This window comes from Mycobacterium sp. NGS33 (assembly GCF_059812885.1).
The window spans coordinates 121473-146778 of sequence record NZ_JCALDN010000010.1; the positions used below are offsets into that span (position 1 = coordinate 121473).

Sequence of the window (25306 nt, forward strand, 5' to 3'; positions counted from 1 at the left end):
GACCATCCCCGAGATGGTCTTGAGCGCAGCGGACCGCTTCGGCGATGCGGAAGCCGTCGTCGACGGTCCGCTGCGTTTGACCTTCAAACAGGTCGTCGACCGAATCCGGTGCGCCGCTGGGGCTTTCGCCGACCTCGGCATCGAAAAGGGTGACCGCGTCGCGATCTGGGCACCGAATTCGGCCGAATGGATCATCGCGGCGTTCGGGCTGCTCACCGCGGGCGGTGTGCTGGTCCCGGTCAACACGCGGTTCAAGACCGACGAGGCCGGCGACATCATCGGGCGCGCCAAGGTGAAGGCCGTCCTGGTCCAGAAGGGTTTTCTGGACCAGGACTACACCGCTCCCGCGGGGGTGCCGGTCATCGACCTGAAGTCCGACTTCCTGTCCAGCGGTTCGCCGTTCGAGCGGCCGGTGGACGGCACCGATACCTCGGACATCATCTTCACCTCGGGCACGACCGGGCGTCCCAAGGGCGCGATGCTCAATCACGGTCAGACGCTGCGCATGTACGAGGAGTGGGCGACGCTCGCCGACCTGCGCGAGGGCGACCGCTATTTGCAGATCAACCCGTACTTCCACACGTTCGGGCTCAAGGCCGGCCTGGTCACGTCGTTCCTGCGCGGTGCGACCATGCTGCCGGTCGCGGTGTTCGACGTCGACACCGTGGTGAATCTCATTGAACGCGAACGCATCACGATGCTTCCCGGGCCGCCGACGCTGTATCACTCGCTGTTGACGGTGAGCGACAAGTCCAAGCTGTCGACGTTGCGTGCGGGGGTGACCGGCGCCGCCGACATCCCCGTCGAGCTGGTGCGGCGCATCCACGACGAGCTGCCGTTCCAGACGCTGATGACCGGTTACGGGCTCACCGAGGCCGGCAACGTCACGCTGTCGCTGCCCGGCGATTCCTTCGAGGATGTGGCCACCACCGCGGGCGTGCCGTGCGACGGGGTCGAGGTGCGTATCGCCGACGACGGCGAGGTGCTGGTCCGCGGCTACGGGGTCATGCAGGGGTATCTCGACGAACCGGAGGCCACCGCCCAGGCGATCGACGGCGAGCGATGGCTGCACACCGGCGATCTGGGCGAATTCACCCCCGCCGGTCGGCTGCGCATCGTCGGCCGGAAAAAGGACATGTTCATCGTCGGTGGATTCAATGCCTACCCGGCCGAGATCGAGGGCTTCCTGCTCAACCACCCGGCCGTCGTGCAGGCGGCCGTCATCGGTGTCCCCGATGAGCGGATGGGCCAGGTGGGCAAGGCTTTCGTGGTCCGTAACGCCGACGTCAGCGCCGAAGAGTTGATCGGCTGGTGCCGGGACCGGATGGCCGGGTTCAAAGTGCCGCGCGCGGTACAGTTCCTTGATTCACTTCCACTCAACGCCACGGGGAAAGTGATGAAGGACCAACTGCGATGAACAACGGCGACATTCATTCGATGGTGATCGCGTCGGACTATCGCGTCCCCGATCCGACCCGGGTGTGGCCGCTGCTGGAACGCAATAAGGCCGCCCTGGCCGACATCGGCGCGCACCACGTGCTGGTCTACACCTCGACACATGACCACGGCCGGGTGTTGGTGATGATCGGCGTCCACAGCCGTGAGCCGATCGTGGAGCTGTTGCGCTCCCGGGTCTTCTTCGACTGGTTCGACGAGGCCGGCGTCGAAGACATCCCCGCGGTCTTCGCCGGCGAGATCGTCGACCGGTTCATCGCGCAGCCACCGAAAACCCCCGCGGCGCCGGGCGTCGTGGTGGCCGCCATCGCGTCGGTCAACGACGTGTCCCTGCTGACCTCCGAGGTCGGCACCGCGATCGACAGGTTCACCACCGCAGGAATCCGAAAGACGTGGGTATTCCAGGCTTTTGACGACGATCACGAGGTGCTGATCCTGCAGGAGTTTCCCGACGAGGACAGCGCGCGGCGCTGGATCGACCACCCCGATGCCGCGGCGCAATGGATGTCCGGGGCGGGCATCGGCGCGTACCCGCCGCTGTTCGTCGGCCGATTCTTCGACATGATGCGCATCTAGGCGGACTGAGGATCCGCCGGTGTTCGTATGCCTGTGTAACGGTGTCACCAGCCAAACCGTGTGCGAAGCGGTGGAAAGCGGCGCGTCGACCACCAAGGAGGTCGCCCAGGCCTGCGGGGCGGGCGCCGACTGTGGTCGGTGCCGCCGCACGGTGCAGGCCATCCTGCGATCATCCAGCCCGCAGCGATCACCCAACTCGCGCTAGATCCTCAACGGCGCGGGCTGCCGTCCGGTGACGTCGGTTGGACGAGTTCGACCAGCAGATTGGGGATTTCGAGCCGCGGCAACACCACCTCGATGAACACCATGCGGTCCTGGTGGTCCGCGGCGGCGGTCAGGGCGTCGTCGAGCTCGCCGTAGGTCTGGACCCGGAACGCCAGATGGTCGATGACGCCCAGCGCTCGGGGAACGTCCGTCCACTTCCAGCTCACGATGTCGTTGTACGGCGCGGTCTCGCCGTGGATCGCCCGCTCGACGGTGTAGCCGTCGTTGTTGACCACCACGATGACGGGGGACAGGCCCTCACGCGAGAAGGTGCCGAGCTCCTGGACCGTCAGCTGCGCGGCGCCGTCCCCAATGAGCAGCACCGTCCTGCGGTCCGGATGCGCCACGGCCGCCCCAACCGCGGCGGGCAACGTGTAACCGATTGAGCCCCATAGCGGTTGACCGATGAAGGTCACTCCCTGCGGCAGCCGGTGGTCGGCCATGCCGTAGAAGGAGGTGCCCTGGTCGGCAAGCACCACGTTGCCCGGGGTGAGGGCCACACACAGGCGGTCCCACAGCATCTTCTGGGTCAGCGGCTGCTCGGGCGGTGGCGGCGGCGGCAGCGGTTCGGCCGGCGGCGCTTCCACCGGTGGCGACGAGGCGCCGCGCCGGACCAGGATGGTGGCCAGCGCCTCCAACGCCGCGCCCATCTCCAAGGGCGCGAAGACTTCCCCGGCGACACTGCTCTGATACTGGCCGACATCGATGGTCCGGGCCGGGTCGATGCGCTGGCTGAAAAAGCCGCTGACCATGTCGGTGAACACCACGCCCGCGGTGACCAACACGGGCGCCTCTTCGATCGCGGTGCGCACCGCCGGAGCGCTGGCGGACCCGGCGTAGATGCCCAGGTAGTGGGGTGAGCTCTCGTCGAGCAGGCTCTTTCCCCACATCAACGTGGCGTGCGGCACCACGTCGGCGTCCAGCAGCGCCTCGAGTTCCTTGATCGCCTGCAGCCGGTGCACCAGCAAGTCGGCGAGCACGGTGAGCTGGTGGTCGCCGATGAGTTCGGTCGCGGCCTCGACGAACATCGTCAGCGCGCGGGGACTGGTGCCACCGGTGTAGCGGGGCAACGGCGCCTCGGGCGGCTCGGTGGGGAAGCGGGCCACGTCGGTGGACAACAGGATGTATCCGGGGCGCTTCTGTTCGCGCACCTCGGACAGCACCCGGTCGATCTCGCGGCGGGCGGTCGCGGGCATGAGATTCGCTTGTGCGCAGGTGATTTCGCGGCTGATGCGGAAGAAGTGCTCGAAGTCCCCGTCGCCGAGCGAATGGTGCAGGGCGCGGCGGGTGCCCTGGGCGTCCTTGGACGGGCCGCCGACGATGTGCACGACGGGCACCTGCTCGGCGTAGCTGCCCGCGACCGCGTTGGCCGCGGAGAGCTCGCCGACGCCGAATGTCGTTACCAAAGCCGACATTCCGCGCAACCGGCCATATCCGTCGGCGGCATAGCCGGCGTTCAGCTCGTTGGCGTTGCCGACCCAGCGGATACTGGGGTGGGCGATGATGTGGTCGAGGAATTCGAGGTTGTAATCGCCGGGAACGCCGAAGATCTCCGAGACGCCGAGTTCGGCGAGACGGTCCAACAGGTAGTCACCGACGGTGTAGGCGGTATCGGTCGCGGCATCAATCACAGGCACGACGGTACGCCCGAAGTCCAATCCGTTCCGGGTGAGACGCCAGGCCAGTATCGTGCGGGCCATGGCACTCAAAGAATCCCGCGACATCGTCATCGAAGCCTCGCCCGACGAGATTCTGGACGTCATCGCCGACTTCGAAGCGATGCCCGAATGGTCGGAGCCTCATCAGAGTGCGGAGATCCTCGACACCGGCGACGACGGGCGCCCCCGCCAAGTGAAGATGAAGGTCAAGGTCGCCGGGATCACCGACGAGCAGGTGATCGCGTACACGTGGGGCGACAACGTGGTGAGCTGGAAGCTGGTCAGCTCCTCGCAGCAGAAGGCGCAGGACGGGAAGTACACCCTGGTGCCGCAAGGTGACGGGACCCTGGTCAAGTTCGAGCTGCTGGCCGACCCGAACGTGCCGCTGCCCGGTTTCGTGCTCAAGCGCGCCGTGAAGGGGACCATCGATTCGGCGACCAAGGCGCTGCGCGACCGGGTGCTTCAGGTGAAGAAGGGTAAGTAGCCGCCGTGAGCGGTGGTCCGCTGGCGGGGGTGAAAGTCATCGAACTCGGCGGCATCGGACCGGGTCCGCACGCGGGCATGCTGCTCGCCGATCTGGGTGCCGACGTGGTGCGGGTGCGCCGGCCCGGCGGGCTCACCATGCCGGCCGAGGATCGCGACCTGCTGCACCGCGGCAAGCGAACCGTCGACCTGAACGTCAAGACGCAGCCGCAGGCGCTGCTTGGCCTGGCCGCCAAGGCCGACGTGCTGCTGGACTGCTTTCGGCCCGGGACCTGCGAGCGACTGGGCATCGGGCCCGACGACTGCGCGGCGGTCAACCCGCGGCTGATCTACGCGCGGATGACCGGCTGGGGACAGGACGGGCCGCTGGCGCCGACCGCCGGTCATGACATCAACTATCTGGCGCAGACCGGTGCGCTGTCGGCGCTGGGCCACGCCGACCGGCCACCGATGCCGCCGCTGAACCTGGTCGCCGATTTCGGCGGCGGCTCGATGCTGGTGGTGATCGGCATCGCGGTCGCCCTCTACGAACGCGAACGCTCGGGGGCGGGGCAGGTGATCGACGCGGCGATGGTCGACGGTGTCAGCCTGCTGGCCCAGATGATGTGGACGATGAAGTCCACTGGGGCACTGCGCGACCGGCGCGAGTCGTTTCTGCTCGACGGGGGCGCCCCGTTCTACGGCTGCTACGAGACCGCCGACGGTAAGTATGTCGCCGTCGGCGCCATCGAGCCGCAATTCTTCGCCGCGTTGCTCGACGGGCTCGGCCTGTCGCCCGACGACGTGCCCGCCCAACACGACAGAGCTTCCTACTCGCGGATGCGCGACATCTTCGCCCAGCGGTTCGCCGGTCGCACCCGCGACGAATGGGCACAGACGTTCGCCGGCACCGACGCGTGCGTCACCGCGGTGCTGACGTGGAGCGAGGCCGCCACCGACGAGCACCTGCGGGCGCGATCCACGGTGATCACCGCCCACGGCGCCGACCAGGCCGCACCCGCCCCGCGCTTTTCGCGGACCCCGGCCGGACCGGTCGGGAGGCCGCCGGTTTCGGCCACGCCGCTCAACGAAATCAACTGGTAGGAAACTCTTTACGCCGAATCCGTCCGTGTCGGGGTCGGCGTTGCTAAGTTGATCTTCAGTGGCCGTAAAAGCATCACGGGAATTCGTTGTCAACGCGCCGCCAGAAGTGGTGATGGAGGCGCTGACAGATGTTGGCGTCCTCTCATCGTGGTCGCCGCTGCACAAACACATCGAAGTGATCGACCGCTATCCCGACGGCCGGCCCCACCACGTCAAGACCACCATCAAGATTCTCGGGCTGGTCGACAAAGAGATCCTGGAATATCACTGGGGCCCCGATTGGGTTGTCTATGACGCCAAGGGGACCTCCCAGCAGCACGGGCAGCACGTCGAGTACACCCTCAAACCCGAAGGGATCGACCAGACCCTGGTGCGCTTCGACGTCACCGTCGAACCCGGCCGTCCCATGCCCTCGTTCATCGTGCGGCGGGCCGCCGAGAGCGTTCTCGACGCCTCGATGAAGGGGTTGCGCGACCTGGTGGCACGCCACACGGGTTCCCCCGGGTCGGAATAGCCTTCGCGGGTGGCCGCGCTGGCGTTAACTTAGTAGTAGTGGCCGTTCAAGCATCGTCGGAGATCGTCATCGACGCGCCTCCGGAAGTCATCATGGAGGCGCTCGCCGATATGGATGCGGTGCCCTCCTGGTCGTCGGTCCACAAGCGGGTCGAGGTCGTCGACAAGCATCCCGACGGGCGCCCCCATCACGTGAAGGTCACGATCGCGGTGACCGGCATCCACGACACGGAATTGCTCGAATACCATTGGGGCCCAGACTGGATGGTGTGGGACGCCAAGAAGACGGCGCAGCAGCACGGTCAGCACGGCGAGTACAACCTGAGCCGGTTGGGCGTCGACAAGACCAGGGTGCGCTTCACCATCACCGTCGAACCGTGGGCGCCGCTCCCGGAGTTCTGGATCGCCCGGGCCCGCAAGAAAATCCTTCACTCCGCGCTGGAGGGCCTGCGCAAGCGGGTGATGGGGATGGCGGGCTAGCCGGTTTCTTCCAGGGCGCCCAGCCGCTTGATCGCCTCGTCGAGGGTGTCGTCGCGTTTGCAGAAGGTGAAGCGCACCAGGTGATTCCACACGTCGGCCGGACCGCTCGTGGTGGCCGGGTCGCAGAACGCCGACATCGGGATCGCGGCAACGCCAACCTTCTCCGGTAGCACCGCACAGAACTCACCGCTGTCGTCGTATCCGAGCGGACGCGGATCGGCGCACAGGAAGTACGTGCCGGCGCTGGCGTGCACCTCGAACCCGACGTCGATCAGCCCGGCGGCCAGACGATCGCGTCTGGCCTGCAGCGTGGCACGCAGGTCGTCCACCCACGCGTCCTGTGTTTCCAGGGCCAGAGCCACCGCAGGCTGGAAGGGCGCACCGCCGACATAGCTCAGATACTGTTTGGCCGCGCGCATCCCGGCGATGAGAGGTGCTGGGCCGCAAGCCCATCCGATCTTCCAGCCGGTGCAGTTGAACATCTTGGCCGCGCTGGAGATGGTGATCGTGCGCTCGGCCATGCCGTCGAATCCAGCCAGCGGCACGTGCCGGCGGCCGTCGAACACCAGGTGCTCGTAGACCTCATCGGTGATCACCAGCAGGTCGGCCGCGACCGCCACCTCGGCAATGGCGGCCAACTCGTCGGCGCTCAGCACCGTGCCGGTCGGGTTGTGCGGGGAGTTGACGATCAGTGCGCGGGTCCGTGGGGTGACCGCCCGGCGCAGCGCGTCGGCGTCCAGGGCGAAGCCCCGACCGTGGGGGACCAGGGGCACCGCCACCCGTTGCGCGGAGGCCATCGCCACCACCGGCGAGTAGGAGTCGTAGAACGGCTCGATCAGCAGCACCTCGGAGCCCGGTTCGACCAGGCCGATCACCGCCGAGGCGATGGCCTCTGTCGCCCCGACCGTCACCAGCACCTCGGTGTCGGGGTCGTAGTCGATGCCGTAGCGGCGCCGGCGCTGGGCGGCGATGGCGTGGCGCAGCGGCGCGATGCCGATGCCCGGGGGGTACTGGTTGACGCCGTCGGCGATGGCCTCCTGCGCGGCCTTGAGCATGGCCGGGGGCCCGTCCTCGTCGGGGAACCCCTGACCCAGGTTCACCGCTCCGATCCGCGCGGCCAGCGCCGACATCTCGGCGAACACCGTGGTTGCGTAGGGCCGCAGCCGCTCCACCGTCATGGTGGTCGAGCTTAGGCGTGGCATGCCACGGCGAGCGCCGCGACGTCTTGCCGGCCCGGTGTGAAGTTAGGCGCACACTCGCCGCCGAGCGTGAAGGTAATTTCTCGCTCGCCCACGGGCGGGCGGCGATCCGCCAACGGAACGCGTGGCGTCCGTCACAAGGCACCCCTGAGCTGGGCGGATCTGCTCAACCAACAGGTTGGCCGGGGGGCCTGTTAGGGTGGGGCGGAATCTAGTCTCGGAGACGGATTCGAACCCTATTCGTCAGAACAGGAAGTCGTCATGTCCGAAGAAGCTTTTATCTATGAGGCCATCCGCACCCCGCGGGGCAAGCAGCGCAACGGTTCGCTGAACGAGGTCAAGCCGCTCAACCTGGTCGTGGGCCTGGTGGACGAGCTGCGCCGGCGTTTCCCCGACCTGGACGAGAACCTGATCAGCGACATGATCCTGGGTGTGGTGTCCCCGGTCGGTGACCAGGGCGGCGACATCGCCCGCACCGCCGTGCTGGCCGCCGGGCTGCCCGAGACCACCGGCGGCGTGCAGCTCAACCGGTTCTGCGCCTCCGGCCTCGAGGCCGTCAACACCGCCGCCCAGAAGGTGCGGTCCGGCTGGGACGACCTGGTGCTGGCCGGCGGTGTCGAGTCAATGAGCCGGGTCCCGATGGGCTCCGACGGCGGCGCCTGGGCGACCGACCCCGAGACCAACTACCAGATCGGCTTCGTGCCGCAGGGCATCGGCGCCGACCTGATCGCCACCATCGAGGGCTTCTCCCGTGACGACGTCGACGCCTACGCGCTGCGCTCGCAGGAGAAGGCCGCCGCGGCCTGGTCGGGCGGCTACTTCGCCAAGTCGGTGGTGCCGGTGCGCGACCAGAACGGGCTGGTCATCCTCGACCACGACGAGCACATGCGGCCCGACACCACGCTCGAGGGCCTGGGCAAGCTCAAGACCGCGTTCGACGGCATCGGCGAGATGGGCGGCTTCGACGACGTCGCGCTCACCAAGTACCACCGGGTCGAGAAGATCAACCACGTCCACACCGGCGGCAACAGCTCGGGCATCGTGGACGGCGCCGCGCTGGTGCTGGTCGGTTCGGAGGCCGCGGGCAAGTCGCAGGGCCTGACGCCGCGGGCCCGCATCGTGGCCACCGCCACCAGCGGCTCGGACCCGGTCATCATGCTGACCGGCCCGACCCCGGCCACGCGCAAGGTGCTCGACCGCGCGGGCCTGACGATCGACGACATCGATCTCTTCGAGCTGAACGAGGCGTTCGCGTCGGTGGTGCTGAAGTTCCAGAAGGACCTCAACATCCCGGACGAGAAGCTGAACGTCAACGGTGGCGCCATCGCGATGGGCCACCCGCTGGGCGCCACCGGCGCCATGATCACCGGCACCATGGTCGACGAGCTCGAGCGCCGCAACGCGCGTCGCGCGCTGATCACGCTGTGCATCGGCGGCGGCATGGGCGTCGCCACCATCATCGAGAGGGTTTAAGACCATGGCAGAGAACACCATTCAGTGGGACAAGGACGACGACGGCATCGTCACCCTGACCCTGGACGACCCCACCGGGTCGGCCAACGTGATGAACGAGCACTACAGCGAGTCGATGCACAACGCTGTGGAACGCCTTGTCGCCGAGAAGGATTCGATCACCGGCGTGGTGATCACCAGCGCGAAGAAGACCTTCTTCGCCGGCGGTGACCTGAAGGGCATGATCAACCTCGGCCCGGAGAACGCCGGGGAGGCGTTCGACACCGTCGAGTCGGTCAAGCGTGACCTGCGTGCGCTCGAGACGCTGGGCAAGCCGGTGGTGGCCGCCATCAACGGCGCGGCGCTGGGCGGCGGCCTCGAAATCGCGCTGGCCTGTCACCACCGCATCGCGGCCGACGTCAAGGGCAGCGTCCTGGGCCTGCCCGAGGTGACGCTGGGCCTGCTGCCCGGCGGCGGCGGGGTGACCCGCACCGTGCGGATGTTCGGCATCCAGAACGCCTTTATGAACATCCTGTCGCAGGGCACCCGCTTCAAGCCGGCCAAGGCCAAGGAAATCGGCCTGGTCGACGAGCTCGTCGGCTCGGTGGACGAACTGGTGCCGAGCGCGAAGGCCTGGATAAAAGAGGTCAAGGACAACCCGGACTCTTTTACACAGCCCTGGGACAAAAAGGGTTACAAGATGCCCGGCGGCACCCCGTCCAGCCCCGCGCTGGCCGGCATCCTGCCGTCGTTCCCGGCGTTGCTCAAGAAGCAGCTCAAGGGCGCACCGATGCCGGCGCCGCGCGCCATCCTGGACGCGGCCGTCGAGGGCGCGCAGGTGGACTTCGACACCGCCAGCCGCATCGAGAGCCGGTACTTCACGCAGCTGGTCACCGGCCAGGTCGCCAAGAACATGATCCAGGCGTTCTTCTTCGACCTGCAGCACATCAACGGCGGCGGGTCGCGGCCGGACGGCATCGAGCCGGTCAAGATCAACAAGATCGGTGTGCTGGGTGCGGGCATGATGGGCGCCGGTATCGCCTACGTGTCGGCCAAGGCCGGCTTCGAGGTGGTGCTCAAGGACGTCAGCCTCGAGGCCGCCGAAAAGGGCAAGGGCTACTCGGAAAAGCTTGAGGCCAAGGCACTTCAGCGTGGCAAGACCACCGAGGAGAAGAGCAAGGCGCTGCTGGACCGAATCACGCCGGCCGCCGACCCGGAGGCCTTCAAGGGCGTCGACTTCGTGATCGAGGCGGTGTTCGAGAACCAGGAACTCAAGCACAAGGTGTTTCAGGAGATCGAGGACATCGTCGAGCCCAACGCGCTGCTGGGATCGAACACCTCGACGCTGCCCATCACCGGTCTGGCGACCGGCGTCAAGCGCCAAGAGGACTTCATCGGGATTCACTTCTTCTCGCCGGTCGACAAGATGCCGTTGGTCGAAATCATCAGGGGCGAAAAGACTTCCGACGAGGCGCTGGCCCGGGTGTTCGACTACACGCTGGCCATCGGCAAGACCCCGATCGTCGTCAACGACAGCCGCGGCTTCTTCACCAGCCGCGTCATCGGCACGTTCGTCAACGAGGCGCTCGCGATGCTCGGTGAGGGCGTGGAGCCGGCCAGCGTCGAGCACGCCGGCAGCCAGGCCGGCTACCCGGCACCGCCGCTGCAGCTGTCCGACGAGCTCAACCTCGAGCTGATGCACAAGATCGCCACGGCCACCCGCAAGGGCGTCGAGGACGCCGGCGGCACCTACGAGCCGCACCCGGCCGAGGCCGTCGTCGAGAAGATGATCGAGCTGGGCCGCCCGTCGCGGTTGAAGGGCGCGGGCTTCTACGAGTACGCCGACGGCAAGCGCACCCGGCTGTGGCCGGGCCTGCGCGAGACGTTCAAGTCCGGCAGCGCCGATATCCCGTTGCAGGACATGATCGATCGGATGCTGTTCGCCGAGGCGCTGGAAACCCAGAAATGCCTCGACGAGGGCGTGCTGACGTCGACCGCCGACGCCAACATCGGGTCGATCATGGGCATCGGGTTCCCGCCGTACACCGGTGGTAGCGCCCAGTTCATCGTCGGCTACTCCGGTGCGCACGGCATCGGCAAGGAAGCGTTCGTGGCCCGGGCCAAGGAACTGGCCGAGCGGTACGGCGACCGATTCCTGCCGCCTGCATCGCTCACCTAACTACCGCGAGCAGACATAAAAACCCCCGCACGCACGGCGTGTCGGGGGTTTTTACGTCTGCTCACCGGTCAGGGGCGCCGTTGGAACAGGTAGTACCACGCCGGCGTCTTCTCGGCGCGGTCCAGCTCGCGTTCCGCGCCGGCGGACAACAGCGTCCAGCCTTGCGCGAAGCGGCGTTCCATCTCGGCGCGGTCGACCCCCGCGCACCCCGACCCGGCCGCCGGGCACGAACGCGACGATCAGCAGCCGCGCGCCGGGCGCCGCCAGGGCGGTGATCTCGCGGACGTAGGCGTCGCGATCCGCGTCGCTCATGTTGTGCAGGCACCCGTTGTCGACGATCAACTCGAAGTTCGCGCCGATGCCGGTCCGGCTCAGCTGCGTGACGTCGGCCTGGACGAAGTCGACGGCGGCGCCCGCCGCGTGTGCCTTGGCGCGGGCACGCTCGAGCGGCTTGGCCACGAAGTCGACCGCGGTGACCTTCCAGCCGTGTTGGGCGAGATAGATCGAGCAGTCACCGGTGCCGCAGCCGACCTCCAGGGCCGACCCCGCGGGAAGGGCGGCGGCGTTCGGGGTTCCCTCGACGAGATCGCGCACGCTCTGTGCGAGCGGATGGCCATCCCACGGGGTGAAACCGACGCGGTAAAAGATCCGAAACAACGTCTGTTTGGAGGCCATAGCTCACCCTAGGCCGCGTCGCGGCGGCCGGTCACCCCTCCCGGGAGGCGGCGGCGATTCGGCGCCATTCCTCACGCGGGAACGCGCGAGGATCGGCCCGCAGCACTTGGACGCAGACGTGGTCGGCGCCCGCGGAACGATGCTCGGCGACGCGGCGCATGACGGCCTCTTCATCGCCCCACGCGATGATCGCGTCGAAGAGCCGATCGCTCACCTGCGATAGGTCCTCCTCGGAGAAGCCGCTGCGCAGCAGGTTGTTGGCGTAGTTGGGCAACGCCAAATACGATCGCAGCCAATCGGTTCCGATCTGGCGGGCCTCCTCGGCGCTGTCGGTCAGGATCACCGTCTGTTCGGGCAGCAGCAGCGGCCCGCCCCCCAGCGTCGCGCGGGCGGACGCGGTGTGCTCGGGCGTGACCAGGTATGGGTGGGCGCCGCCGGCCCGGGTCGCGGCCAGCGTCAGCATCTTGGGGCCGAGCGCGGCAAGAACCCGGCGTTCGATGGGAACCGGCCGCAGCGCGGCATCCAGGCCGTCCAGGAACGACGCCGTCGCCGCCAGCGGTTTGCGGTAGCGACCGGGTTGGCCGGCGTCGATCAGCGGCGCGTGGCTGACGCCGATTCCCAGCAGGAACCGGTCACCGTGTTCGGCGGTCAGGGTCGCGTAGGACTCGGCGACCTCGGACGGCGAATGCATCCACAGGTTCAGGATTCCGGTGGCGATCACGGTCCGCTTGGTCGCGCCGAGCAGATGACCCACCGCGTCGAACACCGGGCCGCCGACGTCGGGTATCCACAGCGCCGGGAAGCCCAGTTCGTCGAGTTCCGCTGCGGCGTCGGAGGATTCGGCGGGGTCGCCGTAGCGCAGTTGACTGCTCCAGATTCCCACCCCGGTCAGTTTCATGTGCAGCCTTCCCGTCGTGGCGCGCGGTGGCTCGCGCCCGCCGCTCTACGCAACATGCTGTCAGACGTCACCGAAGGTGTACTCGGGGACCGGCATCGAGTCGTGCATCCGCACGCCCTTGGTGTTCAGCTTCGCCAAGGACCGCGACAGCGATCCCGGCATCGCCGAGACCAGTTGGGCCCCACGGGTCAACGTCCACAGGCCGATTCGTGAACCGGGGATGACGCCCTTGGCCGCCCCGCGGGCAAAGGACCGGCTGCGGTGCACCGGTTCACGCATGCGGAGTTCGTAGGCGGCGAAGGCGCGCAGGTGGTCGCCGTCCGCCTCGGCGAGCTCGCCGGCCAGCACGTAGGCCCCGAGCACGGCGAGGCTGGTGCTGCCGCCTACCGCGGGGCCCGGGCAGTATCCGGCGTCCCCGACCAGGGTGACCCGGCGGCGCGACCACCGGTCGGTGCGCAGCTGGGTGATGGAGTCGAAGTAGAAGGTGGGCGTGCGCTCCAGCTCACCCAGCCAGCCGTCCACCTGGTCGTGCATCCCGGTGAACGCGTCCCGCAGTAATCGCTTCTGGCGCAACGCATCGTGATGGTCGTAGCCCAATTCCGCCTTGCTGCGGAACATGAACACCGCGCGGGCGTCGTCCAGGTGGTCGGCGGTGTAGATGCCGGCGAAGCGGCTGACCCCCACGTGGGCGACCATTTCGCCGGGCGCCACCAGCGACTTGGGCGCCGAGACCACCGACAGGTAGCCGCCGAGGAAGCGGGTCAGGTCCGCGTCGTCGCCGAAGGTCAGGCGCCGCACATTGGAGTGCAGGCCGTCGGCGCCCACGATCACGTCGAACGTGCGCGCCGGGCCGTGCTCGAAGGTCACGGTGCCGTCGTGCTCGATCCCGGTGATCGAATCACCGAACAGATACTCGACGTCGTCGCGCGCGGCGTCGTAGTAGATCTCGCTGAGGTCGTCGCGCATGATTTCCACGTGCCGGTCGGAGGTGGCCGCGTAGATCTTGGTGAGGTCGATCCGGCTGGGCTTCGTCCGGCCTTCCCGGTGCAGCGTCAGCCGGTCCGTTCCGGTGGCGCGCGCCTCGATGCGCGGCAGGACACGCATCTTCGCCGAGATCTCCATTGCGGGACGGAACAAGTCCACGGCGTGGCCACCGGTTTTGCGCAGCGTCGGTGCGCGCTCGACCACGGTGACGTCGAAGCCGTACCGGGTCAGCCAGTACGCCAGGACCGGGCCGGCGATGCTGGCACCGGAGATGAGTATCCGCATGGCGCCTCCCACACTTACTTAACGTTCGGTAAGCGTAGCATCCCACTTACCTATCGGTAAGTCAGATAAGCTCGTGGGGTGAGCAGGCCCCGGTCGGACACCCGCGAGCGCATCCAAGAGGTCGCCCGCGAGCTGTTTTTGCAGCGCGGCGTGCAGCGCACCAGCCTGCAGGACATCGCGAATCAGCTGGGCATCACCAAACCCGCGCTGTATTACCACTTTCCGTCCCGCGAGGATCTGGTGCGCAGCATCCTGGTGCCGCTGATCGACGAGGGTGAGCGGTTCGTCGCCGACCACGAGGGCCGCGGTGACAACGACGTTCGCGAATTGCTCGAGGGCTATTTCGACCTCCACTACCGGCACCGCCGGGACCTGGTGCTGTTGTTGACCGAGCTGTCGACGCTGATCGACCTCGACCTCATCGACACCGTGCTGGCCTGGCGTGAGCGGCTGGCCAGGCTGGTGTTCGGGAATAAGCCGACGCTCGCGCAATCCACGCGGGCGGTGGTCGCGTTCGGCGGCCTGCAGGACTGTTGCGTGCAGTTCCCCGATTCCCCGCACAAGGAGCTGCGCGAGAAGTCGGTCGCGGCCGCGCTCGACGCGCTGGGCGGGTGAGGCGGGAGGGCTGCGGCTACAGTCCGGGTATGCGCTTTGGTCTCTTCATCCCGCAGGGCTGGCGAATGGATCTGGTCGGCATCGAACCCGAAAATCATTGGGCGGTGATGCGCGAACTGGCCGACCACGCGGACAGGGGCAGGTGGGACTCGCTGTGGGTCTACGACCATTTCCACACCGTGCCCGTGCCGACCGGGGAAGCCACACACGAGGCCTGGTCACTGATGGCCGCCTATGCGGCCACCACGTCGCGGATCAAACTGGGCCAGATGTGTACGGCGATGAGCTATCGCAACCCCGTCTATCTCGCCAAGGTCGCCGCGACGGCCGACATCATCTCGGGTGGGCGCATTCAGATGGGCATCGGTGGCGGCTGGTACGAACACGAATGGCGCGCCTACGGATACGGATTCCCCTCGGCGGGTGTGCGATTGGGCCGCCTGGACGAGGGCGTGCAGATCATGCGCGGTGCCTGGCGCGACGGCAAGGTCAGCTTCGACGGCAGGCACTACCAGGTCGAGGGCGCGATTGTTGCGCCTAAGCCCTTGCAGGGCAACGGGATTCCGCTGTGGATCGCCGGCGGTGGCGAAAAGGTGACGCTGCGGATCGCCGCCCGGTACGCGCAGTACACCAACTTCACTCCCGAGCCGGAGGCGTTCGCGCACAAGTCGGGCGTGCTGGCCGAGCACTGCCGCGACGTGGGCACCGACTTCGGCGCCATCGTGCGTTCGGTCAACGTCAACGCCATCGTGGGCGCGTCGGAGGCCGACGTCGAAGACCGGCTGCGGCGGGTCCGCGACCGCCTGGCCGGCTACGTCGGTGAGGCTTCGGCGGACGCGATGATCGCCGGGACCAGCGGCCCCGATTCGGCAACGGGCACACCGGAACAGGTCATCGAGCGGCTCACCAAGATCCGCGACCTCGGCTGCGAGTACGCGATCTGCTACTTCCCCGAGGCCGCCTATGACCGCTCGGGCATCGAGTTGTTCGAGCGTGAGGTCATGCCCGCGCTGAGTTAGCGCGTTACACGTCGCTGGTGAGGTACCTCGTCTTGGCCGGTGGCGCGGCGAGCAGCGGGGGAAGCTGCGTCAGCTTGCCCTCGCCGGCGCGGAAGGCGCGGTAGGCCTCGTCGTGCTCGACCGACTCCCAGATTTCGTAGATGAGCCAGTGCGCTTCGTCGTCCTCGTCGACGAGCACGTCGGTGCGCACGTTCCCGTCGAACGCCCGGGTGTCCTGTAGCGCCCGGCCCATCAGCTCGCGCCCCGCGGCGACCTCGTCGGGCTTGAATCGGAGCTCGAGTATCACCGTGACCGTCATGCGCCCAACATATCGCTGCGCTTCAGCCCATCGACGTCCTCCCGAAGATGAGAATGCGGTTTCCACTTTTCGGAAAGCTGTTATACGGTTCAGTGAGCAATGTTCTGTGGCGGATTGTGGAGGATCCTCGATGCAGAAGGCACTCGCCCCTGAGATCTCTACCTGGCCCGATGAGAGCCCGCAGCTGATCGGCAGCCGATGTGGCAGCTGCGAGGCGACCACCTTCCCGGTGCAGCAGTGGTGCCCGCGGTGCAGCGCCGATGAGATGTCCGAGGTGCTGTTGCCCCGCCGCGGAACGCTGGTGGCGTGGACCACCCAGGGCTTCCCGCCCGGCGCCCCCTATGCCGGTCCGACCGGTAAGGACTTCGTGCCGTTCGGCGTGGGGTTGGTTCAGCTCGGCTTGGGAGAAGAAGCAGTCATCCGCGTCGAAGGCCGGCTGACCGAGAACGACCCGGCCAAGCTGCAGTTCGGCCAGGAAGTCGAGCTGACCATGGTGCCGTTCGCCACCGACGACGAGGGCGCCGAAATCATCACCTTCGCATTCCAGCCGGTCTGAGTGGCGATCGTGAGCGCGGCGCAGCCGGGCGAAGCGGGTCGCCACCATCAACCAGTGGCGATCGTGAGCGCGGCGCAGCCGGGCGAAGCGGGTCGCCACCATCGAACTCTGAGGAGCCTGAGATGACCAACGATGTCGCCATCATCGGCGTGGGCCTGCACCCTTTCGGCAGGTTCGACAAGACCGCGATGCAGATGGGCGCCGAGGCCGTCCAACTCGCCCTCAAAGACGCCGGCGTGGACTGGAAGGACATCCAATTCGGCTTCGGCGGCAGCTACGAAGTCTCCAATCCCGACGCGGTGACCCGGCTGGTCGGGCTGACCGGCATCACGTTCACCAACGTGTTCAACGCCTGCGCCACCGCGGCCAGCGCCATCCAGCAGACCGCCGACACCATCCGGCTGGGCAAGTACGACATCGGCATCGCCATCGGCCTCGACAAACACCCGCGCGGCGCCTTCACCGATGACCCCGCCAAGCTGGCGCTGCCGCAGTGGTACGCCAACAACGGCCAGTTCGTCACCACCAAGTTCTTCGGGATGAAGGCCAACAAGTACATCCACGACCACAACATCTCCCAGGAGACGCTGGCTCGGGTGGCCAACAAGAACTTCCGCAACGGCGCGCTGAACCCGAATGCGTTCCGGCGCAAGGAGATTTCCGTCGAGGAGATCCTCGCCTCGCCCGCGCTGAACTACCCGTTGACGCAGTACATGTTCTGCGCGCCCGACGAGGGCGCGGCCGCGGTCATCATGTGTCGCGCCGACATGGCCGAGAAGTTCACCGACAAGCCAGTCTATGTGCGCGCCTGCGAGATTCGGACCCGGCGCTTCGGCGCCTACGAGGTGCACGCCACGTCGGCGCCGCTGGACGAGGACGCCTCACCGACGGTCTACGCCGCCAAGGCCGCCTACGAGGCGGCGGGCATCGGTCCGGAGGACGTCGACATCGCCCAGTTGCAGGACACCGATGCCGGCGCCGAGGTGATTCACATGGCCGAGACGGGTCTGTGCGCGGACGGCGAGCAAGAAAAGCTGCTGGCCGACGGCGCCACCGAGATCCACGGCTCGATGCCGGTCAACACCGACGGCGGCCTGATCGCCAACGGCGAGCCGATCGGTGCGTCGGGCCTGCGGCAGATGCACGAGCTGGTGCGGCAGTTGCGTGGCGAGGCGGGGGAGCGCCAGGTACCGGGCAATCCGCGCGTCGGCCTGGCCCAGGTGTACGGCGCGCCCGGCACCGCGTCGGCGACCATCCTGTCGCGTTAAATCGCCGGACCCAGCAGGTCATCCGCGTCGCGGATGATGTAGCCGTAACCCTGCTCGGCCAGGAAGCGCTGCCGATGCGCGGCGTACTCGGCGTCCAGGCTGTCGCGCGCCACCACGGAATAGAAGATGGCACCCCCGCCGTCGGACTTGGGCCGCAGCAGCCGCCCGAGCCGCTGCGCCTCCTCTTGGCGTGAGCCGAATGTCCCCGAGACCTGCACTGCCACAGAGGCTTCCGGTAAGTCGATGGAGAAGTTGGCGACTTTGGACACCACCAAGGTGGACAACTCGCCGCGGCGGAAGGCGTCGAACAGCTCTTCGCGTTCCTTGGTGCGGGTGGAACCCTGGATCACCGGGGCGTTGAGCTCCGCGCCGAGTTCGTCGAGCTGATCGAGGTAGGCGCCGATCACCAGCGTCTGCTCGCCGGGATGCTTGGCCAGGATCGACTTGACCACAGCGATTTTGGTGTGCACCGTCGAGCACAGCTTGTAGCGCTCTTCGGGTTCGGCGGTGGCGTAGAGCATCCGCTCGTTGTCGGTCATGGTGACCCGCACCTCGACGCACTCGGCCGGCGCGATCCACCCCTGCGCCTCGATGTCCTTCCATGGCGCGTCATAGCGTTTCGGGCCGATCAGGGAGAACACGTCCCCCTCGCGGCCGTCCTCGCGGACTAGCGTGGCGGTCAGCCCGAGGCGTCGCTTGGACTGCAGATCGGCGGTCATCCGGAACACTGGCGCCGGCAACAGGTGAACCTCGTCGTAGATGATCAGGCCCCAGTCGCGGCTGTCGAAGAGCTCGAGGTGCCGGTATTCGCCCTTGGTGCGGCGAGTGATCATCTGATAGGTCGAAATGGTGACCGGTCGGATCTCCTTGCGTTCGCCGGAGTATTCGCCGATCTCGTCCTCGGTGAGCGACGTGCGGGCGATCAGCTCGCGCTTCCATTGGCGCGCCGCGACGATGTTGGTGACCAGAATCAGTGTCGTCGCGCCGGCTTTCGCCATGGCGGCCGCGCCCACCAGCGTCTTGCCGGCGCCGCAGGGCAGCACCACCACGCCCGATCCGCCGGACCAGAACGAGTCGGTGGCCATCTGCTGATAGTCGCGCAGGTGCCAGCCGTCCTGGGCCAGGCTGATCGGGTGCGCTTCGCCGTCGACGTAGCCCGCGAGATCCTCGGCGGGCCAACCGATCTTGAGCAGCCTCTGCTTGACCCGGCCGCGCTCGCTGGGGTGGACGATGACGGTGTCGTCGTCGATCCGGGCGCCGAGCATGGGGGCAATCTTCTTGTTGCGCAGCACCTCTTCGAGCACCGCGCGATCCAGGCTCACCAGCGTCAGACCGTGCGCGGGATTCTTCACCAGCTGCAGGCGGCCGTAGCGGGCCATGGTGTCGACGATGTCGACCAGCAGCGGCTGCGGCACCGCGTAGCGCGAGAAGCTGACCAGCGCGTCGACCACCTGCTCGGCGTCGTGGCCGGCCGCGCGGGCGTTCCACAGCGCCAGCGGCGTGATGCGGTAGGTGTGCACGTGTTCGGGCGCGCGTTCGAGCTCGGCGAACGGCGCGATGGCGGCGCGCGCCGCGCCTGCCAGCTCGTGGTCCACCTCGAGCAGCACCGTCTTGTCGGACTGCACGATCAACGGTCCGTCAGTCATCTAAGCGCCACTCCTCCTCCTCTGCGTGGGCATGCCACCCATTATCGAGCGGTGGCCGACACGACCGACGTGATGCGGTGGATGGCGAAGTCACGCAACCGGCCGGACGCGGAATCGAACGCCACCAACTGGCCGCCCTTGATGGTGATGGGCGACACCACGCGCTGGGTGGCCACCCCCGCCGCATCCAGATAACCGATGACCAGGGTCTCTTGTTCCCTGGCCGCGCGCTGCAGCTGCGTCATGGTGACCGCCGGGTCGACGCGGACGTTGCCGAACGGTGCGGCGGTCACCTTACGCAGCACCGCCACCACCGCGTGGAGGCTGTCGGTATTGGGGCGCCGGGCCGGGCGGTACGGCCGGCGTTGCTGCGGGGTGGCCACCCTGGCGCCACGCGGACGGACGTCGACGATGGCTCCAGAGGAGTCCTCGGCGGCCGGGGCGAACCCCGCGGCGCGCAACGCGGTGAGCACCTCGCCGATGGGCGCGGGCGACACCGCGACCGTCGGCGCCAGGGCCCGCAGCTGCACCTCTTCGGTCGCCGGAGCGGCCACTGCCTGGGCCAGCAGCGCTGGGTCCTCGCAGCGCACGAACGACGAGGCCATGCCGATCCGCAGCTGCCCGTGCCGTCGCGCGACGTCGTCGATCAAATAGGTGAGGCCTTGGGGCACCGGCGTTGTGGAATGGTTGGCGAACAGCGAATGCATCCAGTCGCGCGTCTTGCCGACATCGAGCGCGTGCCGGATCGACTGCTCGCTGACGCGGTACACCATTGCGGTGCCCGCGGATTCGACGGTGGCCACGACGGCGAGTTCCTCGGCCAGGTCGCGTTCCAGCGGCCCGGGCACGACCACCGTCAAATCCGCCTGCACCAGGAAGTGATCGACCGGTTTGGGCAGCGCCCGGTTCATCGCCTCAATGGCAAGCTGCGGATCGCCGTCGTCGTCGAGCAGCGCGCGGCCGGGCGTGCTGATCGCGCCGCGGCCCACCAGGCCCAGGGCGTTGCTCTCGGCGAGCAGATCCCCGACGGGCCCCGGCTGCAACCGCTTGGCCCAGCGCGGCCGCCGCCAGATCAGCGCCGCCGAGGCCGCCGCCGCGTCGACGCCGGCGCCGGGGGGCAGCTCGGACAGCATGCCCAGCAACAGCCGGCGATCCAGCGGCGCGGCCGTGGAGTACAGCCCGTCGGTGAGGGCCCCGTAGGGCTTGGCGTCGGGGCCGCGACTGCCGATCAGGGCCGGGCGCCCGGGCAGGTCCAGCCAGCTGCTGGCCAACAGCTGCCAGCGCTCGGCGACCGACATCGCCGTGTAGCGGTCGGTGGCGATCGTCGGCGCCCAGTACGGTGCCTCGCCGGTGACCGGTTCGGGGTCGGGCATGCCGCTTGCGATCAATCCGGCCGCGGCCGCGACTTCGAGGAGCAGGCCCAGCCGCTGCTCCTCGATGCCGGTCACCTTGCTCAGCCGTTTGACTTCACGGATCCCCAGGCCGCCGCTGCGCAGCTCGGAAACCGGCGCGGTGGAAAGGGTTTCGAGCAGGACGTCGACCTCGCGCAGCAGGTCGATGACGGCCCCGGCGGCCGCGGCGTCGGCATCCTCGGGCGTGGTGGTCGACACCACCGGGTCGGGTGCCGTCAGTTGCGTGGGGCCGGGCTGCTCGCCGCGCAACAGCTGCCCGACGTGGCGGGGCAGGATCACCGTCTCGGCGTCGATGCGCCGCAGCAGGCCCATGGCCAGCAGCTGGGGCACCGGCCGGTCGGCGGGCGCACCGGGCGCGGCGTCACGGGTGCGTCCCATCGGCGAGCCCTCGAGAAGCTTCTCCACAACGTCGAGCTGTGCCTGGCTGAGGTCGTCGATCAGGGCGGCGATCTGCTCGGCGCTGCGCGAGGTGTCCTCGAGGATGACCTGACCCGGATGCCACGGCATGCCCGTCGCGGCGTCAGGGGCGACCCGCAGCGTGGCCTCGCCCCAGACCAAGGCGCGTTGCCGCAGGTCGTCGACCGCCTCCAGGACATCGGCTTCGGGGGCGCGGTCACCGATCAGCGCCAGCAGCTTCGGGGTGGGCACCGGCTCGGCGTCGGCCTGCAGCACCAGCAGCGCGTCGAGCACGGCCAGGCGCAGGAAGTCCAGGTCGTCGGTGCCGGCCTTGATCGACTGGCGGGCCTGGGCGCGGGCGGCCAGTGCGGCGATGCTGCCGGGCGGGGGCTGGGCGAGGTCCGGCCGCAACTCCAACAGTCGGATCAGCTGCTCATCGGATAACTCGGCCAGCCACGACCCCAGCGGGATATCCGGGGTGTTGTCGGTCATTGCTGACCAGCGTAAAGCAGGTCGCGGCTACCGAGCAGACCTCGACGGCCCATCGACGCACCTGGGCACATGCCCCTGAGTCCGACGGCGACGCGTCGCGAACTCCGGTCTTGCGCCACACGCGCATTGCCACCTGTAAGAATGGACGTCGTGGCTGACACTGCAGAGGGCAAAGCGCGCAAGACCAAGTACGTCGACAATGGCTGGCCGACGACGGACCCCGACGACCACGCGGTCAGCGAACTCGTGACCGATCGCACGGGTGCGCTGTCGCCCTTCGGCGAGCTGGTGTTCCCGCTGCCCTCCACCGAGCTGCCCTACCTGCACCCGGTCACCGTCGTCAATCGGTAGGTCGCCAGATGGCCAGGGCCTCTGAGGCCTCGCAATCCTCGGCGAACTGGGCCTCCAACGAGCCCGGCTCGGGCGGGCTGTCGCATCTGGACGACCACGGCGCGGCGCACATGGTCGACGTCAGCGAGAAGGTAGCAACCAAGCGGACCGCGGTCGCCGCGGGTGTCCTGCGCACCTCGGCGCACGTGGTGGCGCTGATCTCGACCGGTGGCCTGCCCAAGGGCGACGCGCTGGCCACCGCCCGGGTGGCCGGGATTCAGGCAGCCAAGCGCACCAGCGACCTCGTCCCGCTATGTCATCAGCTCGCGCTCACGGGGGTCGACATCGACTTCACGGTAGGCGAATCTGAGATCGAGATCATCGCAACGGTGCGAAGCACCGACCGCACGGGGGTGGAGATGGAAGCGCTCACGGCCGTCAGCGTCGCGGGCCTGACGCTCTACGACATGATCAAGGCGGTAGACCCGGCCGCACGGATCGACGACATTCGAGTGCTGCGCAAGGAAGGCGGCAAGACCGGAAGGTGGGCGCGCCCATGAGCACCCGTTCAGCCCGCGTCATCATCGCCTCGACCCGCGCGTCGTCGGGCGTGTACGACGACCGATGCGGCCCGATCATCACCGAATGGCTGGCCGAGCGCGGCTTTTCGGCCGAGCAGCCCGAAGTCGTCGCCGACGGGCCGCCGGTCGGCGACGCGCTGCGCACGGCGATCGACGCCGAAGTCGACGTCATCATCACCTCGGGTGGCACCGGCATCTCGCCGAGCGACAGCACCCCGGACCAGACCGTGGCCGTCGTCGACTACCTGATCCCGGGGCTGGCCGAAGTGATCCGCCAGTCGGGCCTGCCCAAGGTGCCGACGTCGGTGCTGTCGCGCGGCGTGTGCGGCGTGGCCGGCCAGACGCTGATCGTCAACCTGCCCGGTTCGCCCGGCGGGGTGCGCGACGGCCTCGGAGTGCTCGCCGATGTGCTGGATCACGCGCTCGACCAACTCGCCGGTAAAGATCACCAGCGATGACGCTCGTGGTGCGCGCTGCCATGACCGAGCACCCGATTTCACTGGCCGAGCATGAAGAGTTGGTGGGCCATCAGTCGGCCGGGGCCATCGTGGGGTTCGTCGGCGTGATCCGCGACCACGACGGCGGACGGCGCGTGGTGCGGCTCGAGTACTCCGCGCACCCGTCGGCCGAGCAGGTCATCGCCGACGTGGTCGCCGATGTGGCCGGGCAATCCAGCGGTGTGCGTGCCGTAGCCGCCAGCCACCGGATCGGCGCGCTGCGCATCGGAGAGGCGGCCCTGGTGGCGGCGGTCGCCGCCGATCACCGGCAGGCGGCGTTTGCCACCTGCGCGCATCTGGTGGACACCATCAAGGCCCGGCTTCCGGTGTGGAAGCACCAATTTTTCGCCGACGGAACCGAGGAGTGGGTGGGCTCGGCCTGACGTCCTGGCCGCGACCCCCGTCGCGAACGGCGCGTGGTGGCGAGTGATGCGCCGTGCCCAACACGCCCCGAAGAGGAGGGTTTTCGGGGCGTGTGGGGAGTCTGGCGGCGTTAGGCGCTGGGTGACGGCTGAGCGAGAGCGTCCAGCGCGTCGTTGCCCTGAACGTCCTGCGCCCGGATCGCGTCCCACAGCTGCTGCGTGTAGGCGGTGTCCTCGACGTGCTGAGGCATGCCGGCCGGTACGAAGCCGTGGAAGTCCGTGTCCACGACGGGCGGAGCGTCCGCGGGGGGCGCGGGCGGCATGGCGTCGGCCGGCGGCGGGGCGTCGGCCGGAGGCGCGGGCGGGAGGGCGTCCGCCGGAGGCGCGGGCGGCAGGTCCGCCGGCGGTGGCGGCGGGGCGTCCGGCGCTGCGGGCCGGTCGAACGAGGCCAGTTGCACCGGAGCGGGCGGGGGAGCGTCCGGCGGGGGCGCGTCGGCGGGCGGCGCCAGCGGCGCGGGCGCACCGTTGAGGCCGGGCGCGTCCAGGCCGGCCGGAGCGGGCAGGTCGCGCTGCGTGGGACCCGACAGGGGCCCGCCGCACACGGGCCAGGCGCCACGGCCCTGGGTGGCGAGAACCCGCTCGGCGACGGCGATCTGCTGTTCCTTGGTGGCGAGTTCGGCCGACGGGGCGTACTGGCCGCCGCCGTGCGACGCCCAGGTGCTCGCGCTGAACTGCACGCCGCCGTGGTAGCCGTTACCGGTGTTGATGGCCCAGTTGCCACCGGATTCGCAACGGGCTACCTGATCCCATTCACCGTCGGTGGCCGCGGCCGCTTGGCCGGCAAGGGCGATGCTGCCGCCACCAAGAACCGCACCGGTGAAGGCGATCTTGGCGACGCTGATGTTTGAACTGCTGGGCTTACGGTGACGTCCACTCATACGCGCCGGGGTATTCCTCTCTCGTCACGCGCCTGCGAGGTCAGCTGTCGGGTTCGGGTTGGAGAGGCCACCCGGCCGACGTTGTCCTCAAGCGGACGACGCCGGCTTCACCCCTAGGAGCCGCGAGCGGCCCCAGTCCGATCACGGTGGACCGGTGGGTCCCCCGTCTCCATCCATGTAGTTCGGTGGCCCCCGCCTATTGGATGGAGCTCGGCGCGATAGGGAGGGGAGGTCGCCAATCGGGATGGCTGGCGAGCCTTCGGAGACGGTAACGGTTTCTGTTGGTCTCGTCACGTCTTGCGAAACCCGGCGTTTCCCTCTCGGCCATCTGCGAAAACCCCAGGAACACGAGGTGTTTGCGCAGGTCATAGTGGGCGATATCGCAGCGTGACCGCGCCGTTATAAATCCGTTACGTGAGATAACTCACAGTTTCAGCCGCCAGAAAAGGGCGGCAGGACATCGATTGTGTCACCGGATTGCAACGTCACGGTCTCGTCGCGCACGGCGATCCCGTCGCGCAGGTATGAGCACCGCGTCAATACCGTGGCGAGGCGGGACCCTCGCGCGGCGAGCCGCCCCACCAGTTCGCCGACCGTGGTGCCGGGGCGCAGCACCACCGTCTCGGACTCGACGTCAGCGGCCGCGCGGGCGGCGGCGAAGTAGCGCACCGTCACCTGGATTCCGTTTGCTTGGACAGGGGTCTGTCCCATC

The 25306-nt window shown here is 68.2% G+C and carries 26 protein-coding genes, 2 pseudogenes and 1 riboswitch; of the genes and pseudogenes, 18 read left to right on the top strand and 10 right to left on the bottom strand.

Annotated elements, in window-relative coordinates:
* Nucleotides 1-13 precede the first annotated feature (13 nt).
* The 3 genes from AC5Y5B_RS17175 to AC5Y5B_RS17185 are packed head-to-tail and all read left to right on the top strand — an operon-like array spanning nucleotide 14 to nucleotide 2236.
* Nucleotides 14-1417 (top strand): FadD3 family acyl-CoA ligase, encoded by a 1404-nt coding sequence (locus AC5Y5B_RS17175; protein WP_240631641.1) that lies wholly within the window; start codon nucleotides 14-16, stop codon nucleotides 1415-1417.
* Entirely contained in the window at nucleotides 1414-2031 is a 618-nt protein-coding gene (locus AC5Y5B_RS17180) for a fatty-acid--CoA ligase (protein ID WP_112630925.1), read from the top strand. The genes AC5Y5B_RS17175 and AC5Y5B_RS17180 overlap by 4 nt, the downstream gene beginning before the upstream one ends.
* A gap of 19 nt (nucleotides 2032-2050) precedes the next feature.
* The gene (locus AC5Y5B_RS17185; protein ID WP_112630923.1) at nucleotides 2051-2236 is read left to right on the top strand and encodes a (2Fe-2S)-binding protein; all 186 of its coding nucleotides are present in this window, start codon (nucleotides 2051-2053) and stop codon (nucleotides 2234-2236) included.
* 4 nt (nucleotides 2237-2240) lie between these two features.
* Here the strand turns inward: AC5Y5B_RS17185 and AC5Y5B_RS17190 are convergent, their stop codons facing one another.
* Nucleotides 2241-3926 carry an alpha-keto acid decarboxylase family protein gene (locus AC5Y5B_RS17190; RefSeq protein WP_112631222.1) on the bottom strand — a complete coding sequence of 562 codons (1686 nt, stop codon included), beginning with the start codon at nucleotides 3924-3926 and terminating at the stop codon, nucleotides 2241-2243.
* 67 nt (nucleotides 3927-3993) lie between these two features.
* On the opposite strand from AC5Y5B_RS17190, the gene AC5Y5B_RS17195 reads away from it, so the two are divergent.
* From AC5Y5B_RS17195 to AC5Y5B_RS17210, 4 genes are read left to right on the top strand one after another with little or no spacing between them, the layout of a single operon-like run.
* Complete coding sequence (locus AC5Y5B_RS17195) at nucleotides 3994-4437, top strand: SRPBCC family protein (RefSeq protein ID WP_112630921.1); 444 nt, start codon at nucleotides 3994-3996, stop codon at nucleotides 4435-4437.
* Nucleotides 4438-4442: 5 nt separating this feature from the next.
* Nucleotides 4443-5519 carry a CaiB/BaiF CoA transferase family protein gene (locus tag AC5Y5B_RS17200; protein ID WP_112630919.1) on the top strand — a complete coding sequence of 359 codons (1077 nt, stop codon included), beginning with the start codon at nucleotides 4443-4445 and terminating at the stop codon, nucleotides 5517-5519.
* A gap of 58 nt (nucleotides 5520-5577) precedes the next feature.
* On the top strand, nucleotides 5578-6033 hold the full coding sequence (locus AC5Y5B_RS17205; protein WP_112630917.1) for an SRPBCC family protein: 456 nt from the start codon (nucleotides 5578-5580) through the stop codon (nucleotides 6031-6033).
* 38 nt (nucleotides 6034-6071) lie between these two features.
* On the top strand, nucleotides 6072-6512 hold the full coding sequence (locus tag AC5Y5B_RS17210) for an SRPBCC family protein (protein WP_112630915.1): 441 nt from the start codon (nucleotides 6072-6074) through the stop codon (nucleotides 6510-6512).
* On the opposite strand, the gene AC5Y5B_RS17215 is transcribed toward AC5Y5B_RS17210, so the two are convergent.
* Nucleotides 6509-7690: a pyridoxal phosphate-dependent aminotransferase gene (locus AC5Y5B_RS17215; protein WP_112630914.1), complete on the bottom strand. Its 1182-nt coding sequence runs from the start codon at nucleotides 7688-7690 to the stop codon at nucleotides 6509-6511. The two genes, AC5Y5B_RS17210 and AC5Y5B_RS17215, sit on opposite strands and share 4 nt — an antisense overlap.
* 282 nt (nucleotides 7691-7972) lie before the next feature.
* Between AC5Y5B_RS17215 and AC5Y5B_RS17220 the strand changes: the two genes are divergently transcribed.
* Both AC5Y5B_RS17220 and AC5Y5B_RS17225 read left to right on the top strand, forming a co-directional pair.
* Nucleotides 7973-9184 (top strand): acetyl-CoA C-acetyltransferase, encoded by a 1212-nt coding sequence (locus AC5Y5B_RS17220; RefSeq protein ID WP_112630912.1) that lies wholly within the window; start codon nucleotides 7973-7975, stop codon nucleotides 9182-9184.
* 4 nt (nucleotides 9185-9188) lie between these two features.
* On the top strand, nucleotides 9189-11342 hold the full coding sequence (locus tag AC5Y5B_RS17225) for a 3-hydroxyacyl-CoA dehydrogenase NAD-binding domain-containing protein (protein ID WP_112630910.1): 2154 nt from the start codon (nucleotides 9189-9191) through the stop codon (nucleotides 11340-11342).
* A gap of 68 nt (nucleotides 11343-11410) precedes the next feature.
* Here the strand turns inward: AC5Y5B_RS17225 and AC5Y5B_RS17230 are convergent.
* From AC5Y5B_RS17230 to AC5Y5B_RS17240, 3 genes and pseudogenes are all read right to left on the bottom strand, one after another.
* Nucleotides 11411-12017, bottom strand: a pseudogene (locus AC5Y5B_RS17230) (class I SAM-dependent methyltransferase).
* A 31-nt stretch (nucleotides 12018-12048) separates the two neighbouring features.
* A complete protein-coding gene (locus AC5Y5B_RS17235) occupies nucleotides 12049-12915 on the bottom strand; it encodes an LLM class F420-dependent oxidoreductase (RefSeq protein WP_112630906.1) in 867 nt (288 codons plus the stop codon).
* 60 nt (nucleotides 12916-12975) lie between these two features.
* Complete coding sequence (locus tag AC5Y5B_RS17240) at nucleotides 12976-14184, bottom strand: FAD-dependent monooxygenase (RefSeq protein ID WP_500005994.1); 1209 nt, start codon at nucleotides 14182-14184, stop codon at nucleotides 12976-12978.
* 78 nt (nucleotides 14185-14262) lie between these two features.
* Here AC5Y5B_RS17240 and AC5Y5B_RS17245 point away from each other — a divergent pair, with 78 nt between their 5' ends.
* Nucleotides 14263-14799: a TetR/AcrR family transcriptional regulator gene (locus AC5Y5B_RS17245; RefSeq protein ID WP_500005995.1), complete on the top strand. Its 537-nt coding sequence runs from the start codon at nucleotides 14263-14265 to the stop codon at nucleotides 14797-14799.
* Nucleotides 14800-14828: 29 nt separating this feature from the next.
* Nucleotides 14829-15818, top strand: a complete 990-nt coding sequence (locus tag AC5Y5B_RS17250; protein ID WP_500005996.1) for an LLM class F420-dependent oxidoreductase — start codon at nucleotides 14829-14831, stop codon at nucleotides 15816-15818.
* 4 nt (nucleotides 15819-15822) lie between these two features.
* Here the strand turns inward: AC5Y5B_RS17250 and AC5Y5B_RS17255 are convergent, their stop codons facing one another.
* Nucleotides 15823-16116 (bottom strand): putative quinol monooxygenase, encoded by a 294-nt coding sequence (locus tag AC5Y5B_RS17255; RefSeq protein WP_112630898.1) that lies wholly within the window; start codon nucleotides 16114-16116, stop codon nucleotides 15823-15825.
* Nucleotides 16117-16246: 130 nt separating this feature from the next.
* Between AC5Y5B_RS17255 and AC5Y5B_RS17260 the strand changes: the two genes are divergently transcribed.
* The 3 genes and pseudogenes from AC5Y5B_RS17260 (at nucleotide 16247) to AC5Y5B_RS17270 (ending at nucleotide 17940) form a co-directional block, all read left to right on the top strand.
* On the top strand, nucleotides 16247-16672 hold the full coding sequence (locus AC5Y5B_RS17260; protein WP_500005997.1) for a Zn-ribbon domain-containing OB-fold protein: 426 nt from the start codon (nucleotides 16247-16249) through the stop codon (nucleotides 16670-16672).
* Nucleotides 16673-16771: pseudogene (locus AC5Y5B_RS17265) on the top strand (hypothetical protein); the annotation flags it as partial. It abuts the gene before it with no gap.
* 23 nt (nucleotides 16772-16794) lie between these two features.
* On the top strand, nucleotides 16795-17940 hold the full coding sequence (locus AC5Y5B_RS17270) for a thiolase family protein (protein ID WP_112630894.1): 1146 nt from the start codon (nucleotides 16795-16797) through the stop codon (nucleotides 17938-17940).
* On the opposite strand, the gene AC5Y5B_RS17275 is transcribed toward AC5Y5B_RS17270, so the two are convergent.
* Nucleotides 17937-19586, bottom strand: a complete 1650-nt coding sequence (locus tag AC5Y5B_RS17275) for a DNA repair helicase XPB (protein WP_500005998.1) — start codon at nucleotides 19584-19586, stop codon at nucleotides 17937-17939. The two genes, AC5Y5B_RS17270 and AC5Y5B_RS17275, sit on opposite strands and share 4 nt — an antisense overlap.
* A 41-nt stretch (nucleotides 19587-19627) precedes the next feature.
* Nucleotides 19628-21886 (bottom strand): helicase-associated domain-containing protein, encoded by a 2259-nt coding sequence (locus AC5Y5B_RS17280; protein ID WP_500005999.1) that lies wholly within the window; start codon nucleotides 21884-21886, stop codon nucleotides 19628-19630.
* Nucleotides 21887-22036: 150 nt separating this feature from the next.
* Between AC5Y5B_RS17280 and AC5Y5B_RS17285 the strand changes: the two genes are divergently transcribed.
* The 4 genes from AC5Y5B_RS17285 to AC5Y5B_RS17300 are packed head-to-tail and all read left to right on the top strand — an operon-like array spanning nucleotide 22037 to nucleotide 23677.
* Nucleotides 22037-22237 carry a hypothetical protein gene (locus tag AC5Y5B_RS17285; protein ID WP_067351092.1) on the top strand — a complete coding sequence of 67 codons (201 nt, stop codon included), beginning with the start codon at nucleotides 22037-22039 and terminating at the stop codon, nucleotides 22235-22237.
* 8 nt (nucleotides 22238-22245) lie between these two features.
* The gene (gene moaC, locus AC5Y5B_RS17290) at nucleotides 22246-22776 is read left to right on the top strand and encodes a cyclic pyranopterin monophosphate synthase MoaC (RefSeq protein ID WP_112635835.1); all 531 of its coding nucleotides are present in this window, start codon (nucleotides 22246-22248) and stop codon (nucleotides 22774-22776) included.
* Entirely contained in the window at nucleotides 22773-23255 is a 483-nt protein-coding gene (locus tag AC5Y5B_RS17295; protein WP_112635841.1) for a MogA/MoaB family molybdenum cofactor biosynthesis protein, read from the top strand. Before moaC ends, AC5Y5B_RS17295 begins: the two co-directional genes overlap by 4 nt.
* Entirely contained in the window at nucleotides 23252-23677 is a 426-nt protein-coding gene (locus AC5Y5B_RS17300; protein WP_112635833.1) for a molybdenum cofactor biosynthesis protein MoaE, read from the top strand. Before AC5Y5B_RS17295 ends, AC5Y5B_RS17300 begins: the two co-directional genes overlap by 4 nt.
* A 110-nt stretch (nucleotides 23678-23787) precedes the next feature.
* On the opposite strand, the gene AC5Y5B_RS17305 is transcribed toward AC5Y5B_RS17300, so the two are convergent.
* Complete coding sequence (locus AC5Y5B_RS17305) at nucleotides 23788-24594, bottom strand: transglycosylase family protein (protein WP_500006000.1); 807 nt, start codon at nucleotides 24592-24594, stop codon at nucleotides 23788-23790.
* Nucleotides 24595-24607: 13 nt separating this feature from the next.
* Nucleotides 24608-24792: riboswitch (cyclic di-AMP (ydaO/yuaA leader) on the bottom strand.
* Between the two features lie 234 nt (nucleotides 24793-25026).
* On the bottom strand, nucleotides 25027-25305 hold the full coding sequence (locus AC5Y5B_RS17310; RefSeq protein ID WP_112634939.1) for a MoaD/ThiS family protein: 279 nt from the start codon (nucleotides 25303-25305) through the stop codon (nucleotides 25027-25029).
* Nucleotide 25306 lies beyond the last annotated feature (1 nt).